We start from the raw sequence: 16348 nt of genomic DNA, 5'->3' as shown, positions 1-16348 counted from the left end.
AGGTCGGAAGAATACGGAAGAATGGTCGGCATGGCAGCTCTCGATCCTCGCCCCGAAGTACTCATTTTCGCCACGGGCGGCACCATCGGCATGCGTGCGACCGATAACGGACTCGCGCCGGATCCTGATTTTCCCGATGTGTTCGAAGCAATGATCGAACGGATCTGCACTCCCCTGGGCGTCACCTCCCGCATCAGCCATCTTCTCCCCGCGGTGGACAGCTCCAACGCCGACGCCGAGACCGCACCACGCGTCGCTCGCGCCATCCGGGCGCGGGTCAACACGAGCCGACCCCGTGGCGTGGTGGTGACGCATGGCACCGACACCCTGGCTTACACCGCGGCCAGATTGGCATTCGAGCTGGCCGACCTCGACGTGCCCGTCGTGGTCACCGGCAGCCAGCTCCCGCACGCCGCCCCGAAGAGCGACGCCGGGGAGAACCTCTCGCTCGCGATCCGCGCGTCACTCAAGGCGGCGCCCGGAGCACCCGTCGCGGTCGCCTTCGGCGGAGCGATCCTGCCAGCCGTCCGCACGGAGAAGCACGACACGGTCTCCCTCTCCGCGTTCCGCGCCGAACTGCCGCTCGTCCGCGGCGGCGTCGGCATCCCCGCACGTACAGAGTCCTCCGACCGAAACGGGCCAGCACGCGTGCTGAGCTTCCGTTTTGTTCCGGCCTGCACGGCAGATGACCTTCGAGCCGCGATCGGCGGTCGCCCCGACGGCCTCGTGCTCGAATGCTACGGCAGCGGCAACGGTCCGATGTCGCGACCGGGCATGCTCGGCGCCTTGCGAGAGGTCTGTTCCGACGTACCCGTGGTCGCGATCACGCAGTGTTCGTCGGGCGGAGTGGATCTCTCGCGGTACGCGGTGGGCCAGGAGCTCGCCGCAGCCGGAGTAATCGATGGATCGGATCTGACCCTCGAGGCGGCTCTTGCGAAACTCGGATTCCTGCTCGATGCCGGATATCGCGGTGATCGGCTGCGCGACTTGATCGCCAGCAACCTTGTGGGCGAGTGCCGCTGAGAAGTCGTTGTGTATCTGTCATGATTGTTGCCATGGGAGCCAGATCTACGACAGGCGTCAACCTGGTGGTAGTTGCATCTCTGGGCTTAGCACTCTCCGGATGTTCAGTTCTCAAGGAACCCCCTTCCGTCGCTCCTCTTACAGATCCGAGTGTCACCAAGACCCCAACCTCTGAAGCCCCCTCGTCGCCGGATCTCAGGTCTACTCCCGCACCCGAACTACCTCTCGGAAAGCTCCCCTCCACCTGCGAGCAACTGATCTCCCCCTCGCTAATCAGCGGGTTCGATCAATATCTGACTCCTGGCACGGCCTCTGATGCAGCGCACTGGGCGAATTCCTTTCTCGGCCCGCGCACGCTTGATGCAATCGCAGGCGCGGATCGGCAACTGACGTGCTTCTGGGGTATTCCGAATTCTGATGCGTTGGCTTCTGTCTCGGTAGCGGTGCTCTCTGAACAAACTGCGGCAGATCTACTCTCAGACTTCCGCACCTCCGTCTACACAGACATTTCTCCTGAGTTTCCGAAAGAAGGGGTCACCGCCTTTCATCGCGGAGCCTCCTCGGACCACATGCATACGGTGACCGTTGTATTTGACGGAACCACTTTGGTCGCTGCCGGCCACACCATCGGAGGCGATTTTGCCCCGCAGCAGTGGACAGCATCCGGGCTCTAAATTCTTAGCCGCTCAGATCCGGCCCCAAGTCCGCTCTCTTCACAGACTCAGTGCCCAGCTACATAATCCACAAGAACCTCGGCTTCAGAGCTTCGCGTTTCCGCCTCGGTGGCCGAGTTGCTCGAGCAAGTGCACGGCGAGGTCCGGCTGATCAACAAAAATGCCGTTGACGCCGGTACTCAGGATCATGCGAAACTCGCCCTGCCAGTCGCCCCACTCCCCTGCGCGGAGCCCGCGTTGGAATCTGGGGTTCAAGAAATGACGCTCGGGTCGGAGCGTCCAGGTGTAGACCTCAAGCCCCAGTGCGTGGGCTTTGGCGACGAGATCGTTGGGTCCGACTGCTCGGCCGCGCCGGTTGGTGCGCAGCAGATCTGATTTAGCGACGCTGATTCCGTCGACCCGTCCGATGAGCGACCGTAGGCCGTCGTCACTGCGATACCAGGCGTAAGCGTGCGCGTCCTCGCCGGCCTCGGCAACTTCGTCAGCAGGTGCGCCTTCTCGTTCGAGCAGGAAGATCCGTTTCGCTCGCACTCCGGCGTCGCCCAACCACTCCAGTACCCCGAGTTCGAAGCACTCGATCACGAGCCGATCCGGACGATTGTCCCAGCCCGTCGAGGCGAGCTCGCGCAGCAGTAGATCTCCGAGGTTCAGCCCGATCGACGCGAAGTAGTGGGCGTGCTTGACCTCCACCACGACACCGAACTGCCGACCGTGATCGTCGCTTGCCGCGTCGACGATGCCGAGCACATCGCGAAGGCGCAGGATCGGCTCCGCCCCGTCATAGGCCCGGTTGTCAGCCCGCATCCGGGGCAACCGCTCCCTGCACCGCAGCGTGCGCAGCTCGTCCCAGGTGAAATCCTCGGTGAACCAGCCTGTCAGCCGCACACCGTCGACGGTCTTGGTGGTCTTGCGATCAGCGAACTCGCGCCGCTCCGCCACGTCGGTCGTTCCCGAGATGTCGTTCTCATGGCGCACCACGAGCACGCCGTCGCTGGTGGCGACGATGTCCGGCTCCACCAGGTCGGCACCGAGCTCGAACGCCAGTCGGTAGGCAGACTCGGTGTGCTCGGGGCGGTACCCCGAGGCACCGCGATGCCCGATAACGAGGGGGGATCCCGAAGCATTCGCCATGCCGCAAGCCTATGGGGCACCGCTGACTGATCGCCGATCCGCTCACCGAGAAACTGCCGAGATTCTGCCGATTTCCCAGACAGGGCGACAGCATTCCCGATACGCTTGACTCACGTATCCGCCCCTGCAAAGGAGCCGCATGAGCAATCCCGCTCTCAGCAACAACCCCGCACTGAACGGCAAGACCCTCACTGCGGAGGAGCTGCGCCGCATCTACGATCAGCCCGCAGCTCAGACTCAGCGTCCGGGAATTGACGAACCGGTGGTCGCCGAACAGCCGCCGACCATCCGTCCGTCGGACGATCCGATGACCTACGAGAACACCATCTCGAAGACTGTCGGTCTCTTCCTCGTCGTGCTCGCCTTCGCCGCTGTCGGCTGGTTCGCGCCGATCCTCATGATTCTCGGCATGCTTGTCGGCCTCGTTCTCGGCCTCGTGAACGCGTTCAAGAAGGAGCCGAGCGTCCCGCTCATCATGGGGTATGCGGTCGCTCAGGGACTCTTCCTCGGCGGCCTCTCCGGGCTGATGGAGAGCCTCTACCCCGGTATTGTCGCGCAGGCGCTGATGGGCACCTTTGCCGTGTTCGGTGTGACCATGCTGCTGTTCCGCAGCGGCAAGGTCCGTACGAGCCCGCGCATGACGAAGATCGTACTGATCGCCATGGCAGGGTACCTCGTGTTCTCGCTCATCAATGTGGGCATGATGTGGTTCGGCTCGGGCGAGGTTGCAGACTCTGCGTGGGGCATGCGCACCGGCATCGAGGTCTTCGGTATTCCGCTCGGCATCATCGTCGGCCTGCTCGCAGTCTTCCTCGCCGCGTATTCACTCGTCATGGACTTCGAGCTCATTCAGAACGGTGTGAAGAACCGCATCCCCGCCAAGTGGGGCTGGACGGCAGCCTTCGGCCTGATGGTGACGCTCATCTGGCTCTACGTTGAGATCCTGCGTATCCTCGCGATTCTGCGCGGCGGCGACTGATCGCCGCTCCCGCTCACTGATCTTCGATCGGTCTGGGAAGCGCTGGTCCCGAATAACCGGGATCAGCGCTTTCGCGTTCCGAAGATCGTTCGCGTGATCTCACGTCCGATCTGAGTCCCTGCGGAGCGCAGCGCGGACCCGATCGCCTTCTCAATCGTTCCGCCGCGTCGCTGAGCCTTGCGCGCGGCCTCCCGTGCTCGCTGCTCGGCCTCTTTCTCCGCGGCTTTCTGAGCCTTCGCGGCCGCAGCAGCCTCAGCTTTGGCGCGCTTCTCGGCCTCGGCGGCGGCTTGCGCCTCGGCCTCCGCGCGTTGGCGCTCGGATTCCGCTTCGGCGGCTCGTTGCTCCAGCTTCTCTTCTGCGGAGATTGGATTCGTCGCCTCGGCGTACTTGCTCGCGAGTGCCGACGCAGCCGCAATCGATTGCACGGTCGCCGGCTGGGCTGGTCCCATGACTGACGCGGGCGCCCACAGCTTGGTCGGAGCGACCGGGGTCGGCCTGCCATCGGTACCGAGCACGGTCACGATCGCTTCGCCGGTGCCCAGCGTCGTCAACAGCTCTGCGAGATCGAGCTCGGTGTTGGGGAAGGTATTGACCGTCTGCTTCAGCTTCTTCTCGTCGTCGGGTGTTGCGGCACGCAGCGCGTGCTGCACGCGCGATCCCAACTGCGCCAAGACATCGGCGGGAATGTCTTTCGGAGTCTGCGTCACGAAGACGACGCCAACGCCTTTGGAGCGGATGAGACGCACCGTCTGCACCACCTGTCGCAAGAACTCCTTCGTCGCATTCGCGAACAGCAAATGCGCCTCATCGAAGAAGAACACGAGCTTCGGGTGCTCGGGGTCACCGACTTCGGGGAGCTCAGAGAACAGGTCGGCCAAGAGCCACATGATCACGGTGCTGACGAGTGCTGGCCGCTCGAACATGTCGCCCACGTCGAGCAACGACACTACTCCGCGCCCGTCCACCTGGCGCATCAGATCTGCCGTATCGAAGCCTGGTTCGCCGAAGAATCGGTCACCGCCCTGCGCTTCCAGCGCAGTGATCGCACGCAGGATCACCCCAGCAGTCGCCTTCGACACGCCTCCCAGGCTTGCGAGCACCTCCTTGCCCGCATCCGAGGTGAGGTGCATGGTCACGGCACGGATATCTCCGAGGTCGACGAGCTCGAGCCCTTGTGCGTCGGCCCAGGAGAAGATGAGCTGCAGCGCCTGCTCCTGCGTGGTGTTCAGGTCGAGCGCACGGGCGAGGAGGATCGGACCGAAGTCGGAGACCGGCACGCGTACGACGACGCCCGGGCTCTCATTTTCGACGCCGCCCAGTCGCAGCAATTCCACCGGGAACGAAGCAGGCTCCCAGGCCTGCCCGTTGGCCTCCGTGCGAGCCAGCAGCTTCTCGGAGGCTGCGCCGTCTTCCGCCATGCCGGTGAGATCGCCCTTGACGTCGCAGAGCAGTACTGAGGATCCCGCAGTCGAAAGTCCCTCTGCAAGCAGCTGCAGCGTACGCGTCTTGCCGGTGCCCGTCGCACCGGCAACGAGCAGGTGCCTGTTGAACATGCCGAACGGCATCCTGACGAGGTTTCCCGGGCGCGGCTGCTCACCATCCAGCAGTGTGCCGAGCGTCAGCGCTGATGCCTCGAACGCATACCCGTCAGCGATAGCACGCAGGGCTGGGTCGAGTTCAGATGCGGGGCTCGGCTCCGTGGGCGCCGCGGGCTCCGTGACCGGCGCCGGACCTGCAGCATCGCCCTCGACCGCTGCCAACGCTGCTCGCGCAGCCTCGGCTTCAGCCCGCGCGGCTGCGGCCTCCGCGGCTTTCGCCCGCGCCTCTGCCTCAGCCAGTTTCGCCCGCAACACCTCGACGTCTTCGCTCATGCTGCGATCTTATCGAGGAGCACTGACACCGCCGAACTTTCCTGGGGAGAACAATGCGGCGCATCTTGTTCTTATCAGCTCGGATAAAAACCAGATGCGCCGCATCGCACGGGATCGCCTACTGCAACAGCGCTACTCCCACTCGATCGTCCCCGGAGGCTTCGAAGTGACGTCGAGCACGACTCGGTTCACCTCGGGCACCTGGTTGGTGATCTTGTTCGAGATGCGCGCGAGCACCTCGTAGGGCACGCGCGTCCAGTCGGCCGTCATCGCGTCCTCGCTGGAGACGGGACGCAGCACGATCGGATGCCCGTAGGTACGGCCATCGCCCTGCACACCGACCGAGCGGACGTCGGCGAGCAGCACGACCGGGCACTGCCAGATCTCGGCGTCGAGACCCGCGGCGGTGAGTTCGGCTCGGGCAATCGCGTCGGCCGCGCGCAACGTCTCGAGGCGGTCTCGAGTCACTTCTCCCACGATCCGAATTCCGAGACCGGGCCCGGGGAACGGCTGTCGCGCGACGATCGGCTCAGGAATCCCGAGTTCACGGCCGACCGCCCGTACCTCGTCCTTGAAGAGGTCACGCAGGGGTTCAATGAGCTCGAAGGTCATGTCTTCGGGAAGACCGCCGACGTTGTGGTGGGACTTGATGTTTGCGGTGCCAGAGCCACCGCCCGACTCGACGACATCAGGGTAGAGCGTGCCCTGTACGAGGAACTTGATCGGCTCGCCCTCGGCCTTCGCCTCCGCGATGAGATCGCGCTGCACTTGTTCGAAGGCGCGAATGAACTCGCGGCCGATGATCTTGCGCTTCTCCTCGGGGTCGGTCACTCCTGCGAGGTGACCGAGGAAGGTATCTGCCGCATCAACCGTGATGAGGTGCACTCCGGTCGATTCGACGTAGTCCTTCTCGACCTGCTCGCGTTCACCCTGACGCAGCAGACCATGATCAACGAATACGGCGGTCAACTGGTCGCCGATCGCACGGTGCACGAGTGCAGTCGACACCGCGGAGTCGACACCGCCCGAGAGCGCCGAGATCACGCGGGCATTCCCCACCTGCTCACGAATCAGTTCCACCTGCTCCGCAATGACACTGCCCGCGTTCCAATCGGGTTCGATCCCCGCAACGATGTGCAGGAAGTTCTCGAGGATGCGCTGCCCGTGATCGGAGTGCTTCACCTCGGGGTGCCACTGAACACCGTAGAGCCCCCGCTCGGCAGATCCGAATGCCGCGACGGGAGTGACCGCCGTGCGAGCAAGCACCTCGAAGCCCTCGGGCGCTTGCTGCACCGCATCACCGTGACTCATCCAGACATTCTGCTCGACCGGCTGCCCGGCGAGGATCGCACCGCCGTCGCCGACCACCACCGCATCCGTCGCTCCGTACTCGCGGTCACCAGTGTTGCCGACCACGCCACCGAGCGCACGTGCCATCACCTGGAATCCGTAGCAGATGCCGAGAACGGGTACACCGAGATCAAATACCGCCTCGTCGAAGGCCGGCGCACCTTCCGCGTACACGGAGGAGGGGCCGCCGGAAAGCACGATGCCGAGCGGCTGCTTGGCCTGAACCTCTTCGGCGGTAATCGTGTGCGGTACGAGCTCGGAGAACACGCCCGCCTCCCGCACGCGGCGCGCGATCAGCTGAGCGTACTGCGCACCGAAATCGACCACGAGAACCGGGCGATGCCCGGTAACGGTCTGCTCTGTCATTACTGGCCTTCCGAAGCCTGGGCGGCCTGAGCCGCGGCGGATGCTGAGGATTGGGATGTCTCGGACGCGCTCGCTTCTGCCTCACGAGCATCGAGGTATGCGGTGACCTCTCGCGCGACTCGCACCTCCATGATGAAGGAGAGCAGCGGCACCACGCCGCCGAGCGCGAGAAGCAGGAACCGCGGGAAGCGCCAGCGCATCGGGCTCCAGATCATGAAGCAGCCGATCAAGTAGGCGACGTAGAACCACCCGTGCGCCACCAGAATCATGAGTGAGAGGTTGGCTCCAGTGCCGGTCGATTCCAGCGAGCACCCCTCTTGGAAGGGGTTGAAGAGCGAGAACCACTGACACGATTCGCCCACGACGACCGGTGCGAAATGGAGCCCGCCCGTCTCGCCACCTGCGAAGAGCTCAACGTGCGTGGGCGAGTACTTCAGAATCATCTCGGTCAGCAGCAGGAGCAGCATGATGCCGGTGATCACTGAGGTGACTTTGTACACCTTGAGAGCGGAGCGGATTCGCGGGAAGTCTGAGAGCTTCGGTTGCAGAACCATGAAGTCCATCCTATCGGTGTTCCTGAGTCGAACCTCTCGCTACACTGAGCCCTGCTATGGAGATCACACCGACCGCACTCAAGGCGCTCGCCGCGGTCATCGAGACCGGCTCGTTCGCCGACGCGGGTCGTGCACTCGGGTACACGGGTTCTGCGGTTTCCCAGCAGATCGCGAGACTGGAGGAATCGCTCAACATCACCCTCTTCGAGAGACAAGCTCGAAGCGTGAAGGCTACGATCTCGGCGCTCTACCTGTACGAGCAAAGCGAGAAACTACTCAATGAACTCGCGACGCTTCGACACGAGGCAAAGCGGCTCGCGGCCGGGCAGGCCGGCAGACTCCGCATCGGCACGTTCAGCTCTGCGAGCGACCGGTTATTGTCCCCGGCAATCGCTCAGTTCCTTCTTGAACGGCAAGACGTCTACGTCAGCTATACGGAAGGAGAGCCGTACGAGCTCATTCCACAAGTGCTCGACGGAGCAATCGACATCGCTTTGGTCTTCACCTATGACGGCGTTCCCGAGCGCTGGCCTGAGCAGCTGACGCTGCATCCGCTGCATTCGGAATCGCTCCACGTCGTCGCATCCCCGTCACGCGCGATTGCGGTGCGGAAGCCCATAGCCTTTGAAGACCTGAGCCGAGAACGCTGGATAACGAACACGGAGAGCACTGCGGCCTACCAGTGCCTGCAAGGACTGACCTCACGGCATGGTTTTCAGCCTCAGATTGCTTTTCGCAGCAACAACTTCGACGCCGTACGCGGTCTGGTTCGATCGTCGTTGGGCATCGCGCTTCTCCCTCACCTCGCATTTCCCGACGACGGAAAGCTCCGCATGGTCAGGATCAGCGATCCACTTCCGAAGCGCCGAATCGTCGCCGTGACGCGCAGCACGGCCGGAAACGGACCTCTGGTACCCGCCTTCCTCGAGCGTCTACGCAGTATCGCGGAGGGTCTGCGGGCGCCCGAGATGTGACGCGGCGCTACTACTTCTCCGGAACGCGCAGGAAGCTCTCCGCGTCGGGCTGCAATCGTTTCTTTGCCACACGACGACTGGGCGTCATCGGCAACTCGTCGACGATCTGCAGATAACGAGGTACCTGGAAACCGGCGAGGTGCTGATGTCCCCAGGCCGAGATCCCCGCGGGGTCGACGGTTGCCTCCTCCGAAGGGATCACGAAGAGCAAGATGTCCTGTTCGCCGATCTCACCGTCAATCCCCATAGCCGCGCTGCGTGCGACTCCGGGCATCCGATCGAATACGCTTTCAACCTCCCACGCAGAGACATTCTCTCCACGCACGCGGATGCTGTCATTCACCCGACCCACGTAGTGCAAGTTGCCGTTCGTGTCGCGTCTCCCTAGATCACCTGTGCGCCACCACTCGCCGAAGAATGCCCGAGCATTCGCTTCATCATTGTCCAGATATCCCGGAGTGACCAGGCCGTCCCGGAGCCCTCGTACCGTGATCTCACCGTAGTCGGCGCTTGCACCGGTCTCCGGATCAAGCAACTCGACCTCGAACCAGGGCAAAGGCCTGCCGATACCCGCTTCGAAGGATGAGGAGTTCGACGTGGTGACACTCGAGTTCTCGGTCATCCCGTAGCACTCGTGCACCTCAATGCCGAACCGTTGCTCGACACTGCGCCAGACGTCTTTCGTCGCCCCGGCTCCCCAGGTGATCCGCACGCGGTGGTCCCGTTCCTCCGCTGAAGGCTCCCTCGTCAGAAGCATCTGCAGGATTCCCCCGAGGTGATGGATATGCGTCGCCCCGAAGCGCTTGACCTCCGCCCAAAAGCGGGAGACGCTGAACCGTTGCGCCAGCGCGATATGGATATTGGATGCGAGCGGCAGGAACAGCACCTGTGCTCCCCCGATATGGAAGATTGGCTCCCAGATGTAGAACACGTCGCCGTCGCGAGCACCGGTGACAACCGCGCACCCTGCGGCAGACGTACGCAGCATCCGGTCGGTAACCTGCACTCCCTTGGGAGGGCCGGTGGTCCCCGAAGTGTAGAGAATCGCGATGGTCCGAGGATCCCCCAGGGTGGTATCAGCACTTTGCACGGCATAGACCAAAGCTTCACTTCGACCTTCTTCTGCATCCGAGGTTCCGACGGAGAGCGATCCGACCGCCTCAGCCCCTTCCTCAGAGAGCACCTCCGATGCGCCGCTCACTGCTGCCGCCACGACGTGGGTGGCACGGGAGTCCCGGATGATGTGTGCAACTGAATCGCGGCGCAGCTGTGGGTTGAGCGGTATCCACACGGCTCCGATGTCGAACAGCGTGTAGATGAGCGCGATGTGTGCGACCGAGTTTCCAAGCGAAACTACGACGCGCGAGCCGTCACCGATTCCCATGCCCTCAAGCAGTTCCGCGGTCTGCGTGACTCGTTTCCCAAAGTCGGCGAACGTCACTCGTTCAGCGACATTCTCAATGAGGAGCCGTTCGGGCACTTCCTCGATCCGGCGCCGCAGCAATTCGGGGATGCTGCTGTCAGCGGTGAGCGCCGCAACCGTCGGTGCGAATGTTGCCTGAAGCATGGCGTCCTCCATCCCTCGTTCGATGCTCGGCTTCACCGCTCCGGCCGATCGAAGAAGCCGGAGATCGAAGACTGGGCGTCGCCGGACCCCCAGGCCTCCTCGTCAATGGCCCGAGCAATATCGAAGGCCTCCATCAGTCCTGGCCAGATCTTGTCTCGAATACGTTGTTTCGTCACCTTGAATGCGTGCTCTGGATGCCCCGCGAGCTCCTCTGCCATGATCAGAGCCTGATTGAACACGTCTGCCTGGGGAACGATCTTGTTGAGCAGCCCCACGTGTAGACCCTCGTCGGCGTCGAGCAGGCGCCCGCTGAGCATCAGATCCACGGTTCTGGCATGCCCCAGAGACAGCTCTGTGAGGTATTGCCCCGTGATGCTCGGGATCCCTGACTTCACCTCAGGTTGCCCCAGCCGTACTCCCGGGTGGCCGATCCGAAAGTCGCACACCAGTGCAAGCTGATATCCGGAGCCCGCGGCGACACCATTCAGCGCGGCTACGACCGGCTTCGGGTTGGAGAGCAGAACATCATAGATGTCCACGAAGTTCTGCAACCAGCCCTCAACGTCGTTACGGCCGAACTCGGCCAGCTCTTTCAAGTCCTGTCCCGCGCAGAACGCTCGTTCTCCGGTTCCGGTCACGATGATCGAGTCGACAGCACTTTCGGTGCTTACACGGTTCACTGCCTCGACGAATTCGCGCTGCATCTGCGTCGTCCAAGCGTTCATGCGTTCCGGATTGTCCAGACGCACGACACCACTCCTGCCGACGATCTCGGTAGTTACCTGCCCCATGTTTCTTCTCCTGCTTCCTGAGATATCTGTTCTTCGAAATGTGTGCGGCTCTCAAAACCCGTGCAGCAGCCTGATATCTGCGTACCCGAGACCCTGTTCAATCATTCGGCCGGTGGCAGCGCCCTCGAACACCGCGTTGTGTACACGGCGAGGCTGCAGTGCATCGCCGATCGTGACCACATACTGACCGGCGTCCTCCAGGCCGCTGCGCAACTCGTCGTCGGCCCGATAACCGCTGACATGCACAAAGCTGTCGGCCGGCAGTTCGGTACATCTGCCCGCTCGAAACATATTGCGAATCACCACGTGGCCGTTGCCGATGCTGTCAATTTCACTCTGCGAAACGATCTCGACTCCGATGTCGAGCAGTTGCTCGATGATGGGATACAGACTTGCCTCGCCCTCGTTCTGCGCGGCATACATCTCTGAGGTCACCAGGGTGACGTCACATCCGTTCTCTCGCAGGTATTCGGCCACGAGGCACGCGTCAACCCGTCCCATGTCATCGAATACGACGGCCCGCCCGGGCGTCACTCGCCCATTCAGGGCCTCCTCCACGGGCACCACCGTGACCGATGGATCCACCGAGGTGTACGGGCTCTGGGCCGGTCGCGCCCCTGTCGCCAGCACGATGCCGTCCGGGGTCCGTGATAGCAGACCCTCGATGGTGGCCCGCTCACCCAGCGAGAAACTCACTCCGTCCTTCTTCGCCGAGCGCGCCCACCAATCGGACAGTCGCTTGAACTCGCGACGCGAGGTCGAACGCGTCCACGCCCGCATCTGTCCGCCTGTTTCGGAGTTCTCATCGATGACTTCGACGAGATGACCACGCTGCGCAAGCACGCGCGAGGCTTCGAGGCCGGCTGGTCCGGCACCGACGACGACGTATCGCCGTTGCGTCTGCGCAGGCTCTGTTTCCGACCATTCCCGTTCTCTTCCGAGCCCAGGATTCGCGATGCAGCGGATCATGCGACCGGCCAAGTGATGATTCGCACACTCGTTAGCACCCACGCACGGCCTGATGTCTTCGGAGCGCGATTGCGCAGCCTTCGCAAAGAACTCGGGGTCCGCGATCTGTGCGCGTGCGACACCGACAAGGTCGGCGTCGCCCTCATCGATGATGCTCGCCGCGACCTCGGGGCTTGTCACCCGCCCCACATACGCGATCGGAGTGGACGTGCTCCTCTTGATCTGCCCTGCGAGCTCTCTGAAAAGCCCGAACGGCAAAGGTGTTGCGGGGTAACCGTATGGAAAGGATGTTCGGTGAGTCGGGGTACCGCCTGTGACGCTGACGTAGTCCACCAGCCCCTCGGCTTCGAACGCGTTCACGATCTCTGCGGCCCCACTCGCATCGAGGCCGTTCTCGATGAACTCGTCCGCACTGATCCGGACGCCGAGGATCGCAGCGCCCGCAAGCTCGGCCCGCACGCGTCGCAATACCTCGAGCGGGAACTTCAGGCGGCCTTCGAAGGATCCTCCCCACTCATCGCTCCGGTGGTTGAAGGCCGGCGAGAGGAACGTGCTGAGCAAGGACCCCCTGGCCATGAGCAGTTCGACGCCATCAAGTCGCCCACGCGCGGTGCGCTCCGCCGCCGCCGCATAGTCTTCGACCAGCGCAGAGATCTCACCGCGTGTCAGAGCTCGAGCGCTCTCTCCGGTTCGTCCAACGGAGTAGTCGCTGGCGGCTACCACGACGGTGTTCGCCGACTTCGAGAGCAGAGCGGAATGGGAGAGCTGCGCGAGGATCAGCCCATCCTCGGCATGCACCGCGTCGGCGAGGCCTGCGTACCCTTCGACGATCTCCTCGCCGATGTTGGCGAGCCTGAGCGAACTCATCTCGTACCGGTGGGACGGCGTGATCGTGGTGTTTCCCGTGATCTGCATTGCAGCTCCCGACCGCGCTCGGGCCCTGACGTAGTCGATCATCCTGGCACTGGGAATGCTGTTTCGCGCCATCATCTCCTGGTGCGCGGAGACGTAGAGACGGCTGCGAAGCCGCTTTCCGCCCAGTGTGAGGTGTGAGAAGAGAGAAGACATTGGTTCGTACGCGCTTGCACGCGCGATGCTCCGTTCCGATTAGGCGTGGGTGTTCGTGACGTAGACGTGCTCGGGGTCCCAGGTGCAGTGGGCTTCCTCTCCGACACGGGGCAACTCTGCATAGCTATCCACCGACGCTTCGAGTTGCCCGTAGTCGCTCTCCAGATAGACACGGACCGCAGCACCGAGGAATCGAATATCGCTCACGCGCGCAGGAATTCCCGCGGCGGATGCGATCTCCGGCTTCAACCCGACGTGCAGATGCTCCGGGCGGATGATGAGTCCGGCCGTTTCTCCGACGTCGATACCGGGCTTTGCCCGACCGACCCAGGTCTGCCTTTGGCTTCGCGAAACCACTGTCGCCATCCCCTCCTGCACGGCCTCCACATCCACAGAGATGATGTTCGCGTCACCGAGAAAGGTCGCAACCCAGGTATCGGGTGGACTCTGATAGACCGTCTGCCCCGGCCCTTCTGCGACAATCTGCCCGTCTCTGACGATGACAAGACGGTCCGCGATTGCGAAGGCCTCCTCCTGATCATGCGTGACATAGATGGCCGGTATTGAGAAGTCCTTCTGCACGCGACGGAACTCGCGCTGCAAGGTGTGTCTGAGCGCCCGGTCCAGTGCCCCGAGGGGTTCATCCATGAGCAGGAGATCAGGTGAGAACACGAGAGCACGAGCGAGCGCGACCCGCTGCGCCTGGCCACCAGATATCTCGCTGGGATACTTGTCCGCGTGCGCCGTCAGGTCGACCATCTCAAGGGTCTCCTCAGCACGTCTCCGGGTCTCTGCGCTTCCGAGCTTTCGGACCCGGAGCGGGAACTCGACGTTCTCTCTCACGGTCTTGTTCGGGAACAGATTGTACGACTGGAACACCATGCCGATGTTCCGTTGATCGAGCGGCTGCTCGGTGACATCGCGTTCTCCGAACACGATCCGTCCGGAGTCCGGCATCAAGATGCCCGCGATCATGGAGAGCAGTGTGGTCTTCCCCGAACCACTCGGGCCGAGGATGGCCACCAGTTCGCGGGAGCTCACGTCGATGGAGACGCCCGACACGGCGTTGAAGTCTCCGTACCACTTATCTATGTCCTCGATACGGACTCCCGGCCTGGTCCGCTTCTCGTCGACGACCGCCGTTGGCGAGGTGAAGATGGACATGTTCATTCCTTACTGTTTCTGCGGTTCGCGACTACACGCTCACCGAAGTATTCGAATCCTGAGGAGAGAAGGTGCGAGTTCAACGCTTCTTCTGCGTGCTCTTCCTCGCCACACCTACGAGCACTCCGATCGCAATGGTCGCGATGAGGAGGAGCGTTGAGATCGCTGCTACCGCGGGAGTGATGAATTCCTGGATGTAGTAGAAGAGTTGCGCCGGGAGGGTCGGGTTCACTCTCGGCCCGATGAAGATGGCGAAGGTGACCTCGTCCCAGGAGAGCATGAATGTCATGATCAGGCTTGCCAGGAAGGCCGGCATGATGATCGGCAGGACGATGGAGCGCAGCACCACGATGGATTTGGCACCCAACGAGCGCGCCGTGTCCCAGAGCCTGGGGTCCAGCTGGTCGACAGCGGCCAGCAGCATCATGATCGAAATGGGCAACGTATACCCCGCATGCGCGATCGCAAGCGCCCACTCCTGTCCGAGTACCCCGAGCCGGAGCACGATCGAGAACAGACCCGTGGCCAAGATCACGTTCGGTACGAGGAGAGGCAGCATGAAGAAGGTGTAGGAGCCGGATCCCACGCGCTTCCCACGGAAGTGTCTGAGGGCGATCAGCAGTCCGGCTACCGAGGCGATCGCCGCAGAGAGGATCCCGATTCTCAACGATGTGAGCGCCGACTGCTGCCAGGATGCCGCTGTCAGGACTTCCTCATACCACCTCGTCGACATCCCACTCGGCGGGAACTGCATCACGTCGGAGTCGGTGAACGAAGACGGCACCATCAGTCCGATGGGGAAGAACAGGAACAGGAGCAGCAGGGCGATCCAGGTCCAGCCCAGGGCGCCGATCAATCTCGACCTGCGCACCCTGCGTGCGTTCGGATTGGTTGTCTTCTGTTGGACGACTTCACGGCTCATCGGCTTGCACTCCTCGCGATCTGACGGAACGGGACGCCGGAAACCCGGGCGAGCAGCGCCGTAATGATGAGCAGTACCGCTGTGATGACAATTCCGAGCGTGCCCGCCATCGATGCATCGAGCTTTGACCTGACTTCCGATTGCATCTGTTGACCGAGCATGACGTCACCAAATCCGCCGAGGAGCGCTGGGATGACGAAGAAGCCCATCGACAGTGAGAAGACCAGGATCGTCGCTCCGAGGATGATCGTGCGCACCTGGGGCCAGTAGGCGATTCTGAAGCTTTCCCAGATGCCGGCTCCGAGACTGCGTGCGGTGATCCAGAAGGAGATATCGATCTTCTTCATGCCTGGAAGCACCACCATGACTGCGAAGGGGATCATGAACTGGATCATCGCGATGATCACGGCCGTTCGGGTGTACATCAGAGACATCGGTTCCTCAGGCGAACTGACCCAGGTATGAATCGATCCGATCAGTCCTTCACGGGAGAAGACCACCTGCCATGCATAGGTCTTCACCAGCACGGAGATCCATATGGATGCAGCGATGATTCCCATGAACAGGGTGCCGCTCTTCTTTGCATGATGGGAGAAGAATGCTCCCGCGACTGCTGCCGTGAGGATGCTGCAGATCGTTACGACCAGCGAGATCACCGTGGTGTTCCACAGAATCGACAGGTAGGGCGGCTGAGTGAAGAACGTCACGTAGTTCTGCACAGACCACTCTCCGTCGACCTGCAAGGAGGCGAGCCCCGCAGCACCGATAGGGAGCACCACGATGACCACGACGAGAAGCAGGGCCGGGGTCGAGGCCAGTCCGTTGAGGATCAAAGCCTTCCGCCTGCCGTCCTTGGCGTTTCGTCTCCCGCCGGCGGCAATCGCGATCGCCTGGGTCTCGGGAGCCGGATGGTTCGACGGTACGCTCATGAGGTTCCCTTCCTTT

At 62.7% G+C, this 16348-nt stretch carries 13 protein-coding genes; 3 read left to right on the top strand and 10 right to left on the bottom strand.

Annotated features, from left to right (window positions below):
- Positions 1-30: 30 nt before the first annotated feature.
- Positions 31-1023 carry an asparaginase domain-containing protein gene (locus ACUYV6_RS06470; protein ID WP_449277833.1) on the top strand — a complete coding sequence of 331 codons (993 nt, stop codon included), beginning with the start codon at positions 31-33 and terminating at the stop codon, positions 1021-1023.
- Positions 1024-1781: 758 nt separating this feature from the next.
- Here ACUYV6_RS06470 and ACUYV6_RS06465 read toward each other — a convergent pair.
- Positions 1782-2828, bottom strand: a complete 1047-nt coding sequence (locus ACUYV6_RS06465) for a glycerophosphodiester phosphodiesterase family protein (protein WP_449277832.1) — start codon at positions 2826-2828, stop codon at positions 1782-1784.
- A 139-nt stretch (positions 2829-2967) separates the two neighbouring features.
- Here ACUYV6_RS06465 and ACUYV6_RS06460 point away from each other — a divergent pair, with 139 nt between their 5' ends.
- Positions 2968-3807 carry a Bax inhibitor-1/YccA family protein gene (locus ACUYV6_RS06460; RefSeq protein WP_449277831.1) on the top strand — a complete coding sequence of 280 codons (840 nt, stop codon included), beginning with the start codon at positions 2968-2970 and terminating at the stop codon, positions 3805-3807.
- A gap of 62 nt (positions 3808-3869) precedes the next feature.
- On the opposite strand, the gene ACUYV6_RS06455 is transcribed toward ACUYV6_RS06460, so the two are convergent.
- The 3 genes from ACUYV6_RS06455 to ACUYV6_RS06445 form a co-directional block, all read right to left on the bottom strand.
- The gene (locus ACUYV6_RS06455; RefSeq protein ID WP_449277830.1) at positions 3870-5678 is read right to left on the bottom strand and encodes a helicase HerA-like domain-containing protein; all 1809 of its coding nucleotides are present in this window, start codon (positions 5676-5678) and stop codon (positions 3870-3872) included.
- Between the two features lie 132 nt (positions 5679-5810).
- On the bottom strand, positions 5811-7394 hold the full coding sequence (gene guaA / locus ACUYV6_RS06450; RefSeq protein ID WP_449277829.1) for a glutamine-hydrolyzing GMP synthase: 1584 nt from the start codon (positions 7392-7394) through the stop codon (positions 5811-5813).
- A complete protein-coding gene (locus tag ACUYV6_RS06445; RefSeq protein WP_449277828.1) occupies positions 7394-7948 on the bottom strand; it encodes a DUF3817 domain-containing protein in 555 nt (184 codons plus the stop codon). The genes guaA and ACUYV6_RS06445 overlap by 1 nt, the downstream gene beginning before the upstream one ends.
- 56 nt (positions 7949-8004) lie before the next feature.
- On the opposite strand from ACUYV6_RS06445, the gene ACUYV6_RS06440 reads away from it, so the two are divergent.
- Positions 8005-8922 carry a LysR family transcriptional regulator gene (locus tag ACUYV6_RS06440; RefSeq protein WP_449277827.1) on the top strand — a complete coding sequence of 306 codons (918 nt, stop codon included), beginning with the start codon at positions 8005-8007 and terminating at the stop codon, positions 8920-8922.
- Positions 8923-8932: 10 nt separating this feature from the next.
- Here the strand turns inward: ACUYV6_RS06440 and ACUYV6_RS06435 are convergent, their stop codons facing one another.
- From ACUYV6_RS06435 to ACUYV6_RS06410, 6 genes are all read right to left on the bottom strand, one after another.
- Positions 8933-10489, bottom strand: a complete 1557-nt coding sequence (locus tag ACUYV6_RS06435; protein ID WP_449277826.1) for an AMP-binding protein — start codon at positions 10487-10489, stop codon at positions 8933-8935.
- A gap of 32 nt (positions 10490-10521) precedes the next feature.
- Entirely contained in the window at positions 10522-11280 is a 759-nt protein-coding gene (locus ACUYV6_RS06430; RefSeq protein ID WP_449277825.1) for an enoyl-CoA hydratase/isomerase family protein, read from the bottom strand.
- 51 nt (positions 11281-11331) lie between these two features.
- Positions 11332-13317: an oxidoreductase gene (locus ACUYV6_RS06425; protein ID WP_449277824.1), complete on the bottom strand. Its 1986-nt coding sequence runs from the start codon at positions 13315-13317 to the stop codon at positions 11332-11334.
- A gap of 39 nt (positions 13318-13356) precedes the next feature.
- Entirely contained in the window at positions 13357-14481 is a 1125-nt protein-coding gene (locus ACUYV6_RS06420; protein ID WP_449277823.1) for an ABC transporter ATP-binding protein, read from the bottom strand.
- Between the two features lie 79 nt (positions 14482-14560).
- Entirely contained in the window at positions 14561-15403 is an 843-nt protein-coding gene (locus ACUYV6_RS06415; protein WP_449277822.1) for an ABC transporter permease, read from the bottom strand.
- Positions 15400-16332 (bottom strand): ABC transporter permease, encoded by a 933-nt coding sequence (locus ACUYV6_RS06410; protein WP_449277821.1) that lies wholly within the window; start codon positions 16330-16332, stop codon positions 15400-15402. Before ACUYV6_RS06410 ends, ACUYV6_RS06415 begins: the two co-directional genes overlap by 4 nt.
- Between the last annotated feature and the right edge of the window lie 16 nt (positions 16333-16348).

The sequence above is a fragment of the Leucobacter sp. GX24907 genome (genome assembly GCF_053567335.1).
The sequence above is the reverse complement of the archived record's forward strand: the minus strand, read 5'-3'. Positions and strand labels throughout refer to the sequence as shown.

Excerpts from the sequence above, each read along its gene's own strand:
- ACUYV6_RS06460 (WP_449277831.1), top strand. The coding sequence starts at position 2,968 with ATGAGCAATCCCGCTCTCAGCAACAACCCCGCACTGAACGGCAAGACC.
- ACUYV6_RS06430 (WP_449277825.1), bottom strand. The coding sequence starts at position 11,280 with ATGGGGCAGGTAACTACCGAGATCGTCGGCAGGAGTGGTGTCGTGCGT.
- ACUYV6_RS06435 (WP_449277826.1), bottom strand. The coding sequence starts at position 10,489 with ATGCTTCAGGCAACATTCGCACCGACGGTTGCGGCGCTCACCGCTGAC.
- ACUYV6_RS06415 (WP_449277822.1), bottom strand. The coding sequence starts at position 15,403 with ATGAGCCGTGAAGTCGTCCAACAGAAGACAACCAATCCGAACGCACGC.
- ACUYV6_RS06425 (WP_449277824.1), bottom strand. The coding sequence starts at position 13,317 with ATGTCTTCTCTCTTCTCACACCTCACACTGGGCGGAAAGCGGCTTCGC.
- ACUYV6_RS06465 (WP_449277832.1), bottom strand. The coding sequence starts at position 2,828 with ATGGCGAATGCTTCGGGATCCCCCCTCGTTATCGGGCATCGCGGTGCC.
- ACUYV6_RS06420 (WP_449277823.1), bottom strand. The coding sequence starts at position 14,481 with ATGTCCATCTTCACCTCGCCAACGGCGGTCGTCGACGAGAAGCGGACC.
- ACUYV6_RS06445 (WP_449277828.1), bottom strand. The coding sequence starts at position 7,948 with ATGGTTCTGCAACCGAAGCTCTCAGACTTCCCGCGAATCCGCTCCGCT.
- ACUYV6_RS06470 (WP_449277833.1), top strand. The coding sequence starts at position 31 with ATGGCAGCTCTCGATCCTCGCCCCGAAGTACTCATTTTCGCCACGGGC.
- ACUYV6_RS06440 (WP_449277827.1), top strand. The coding sequence starts at position 8,005 with ATGGAGATCACACCGACCGCACTCAAGGCGCTCGCCGCGGTCATCGAG.
- guaA (WP_449277829.1), bottom strand. The coding sequence starts at position 7,394 with ATGACAGAGCAGACCGTTACCGGGCATCGCCCGGTTCTCGTGGTCGAT.
- ACUYV6_RS06410 (WP_449277821.1), bottom strand. The coding sequence starts at position 16,332 with ATGAGCGTACCGTCGAACCATCCGGCTCCCGAGACCCAGGCGATCGCG.
- ACUYV6_RS06455 (WP_449277830.1), bottom strand. The coding sequence starts at position 5,678 with ATGAGCGAAGACGTCGAGGTGTTGCGGGCGAAACTGGCTGAGGCAGAG.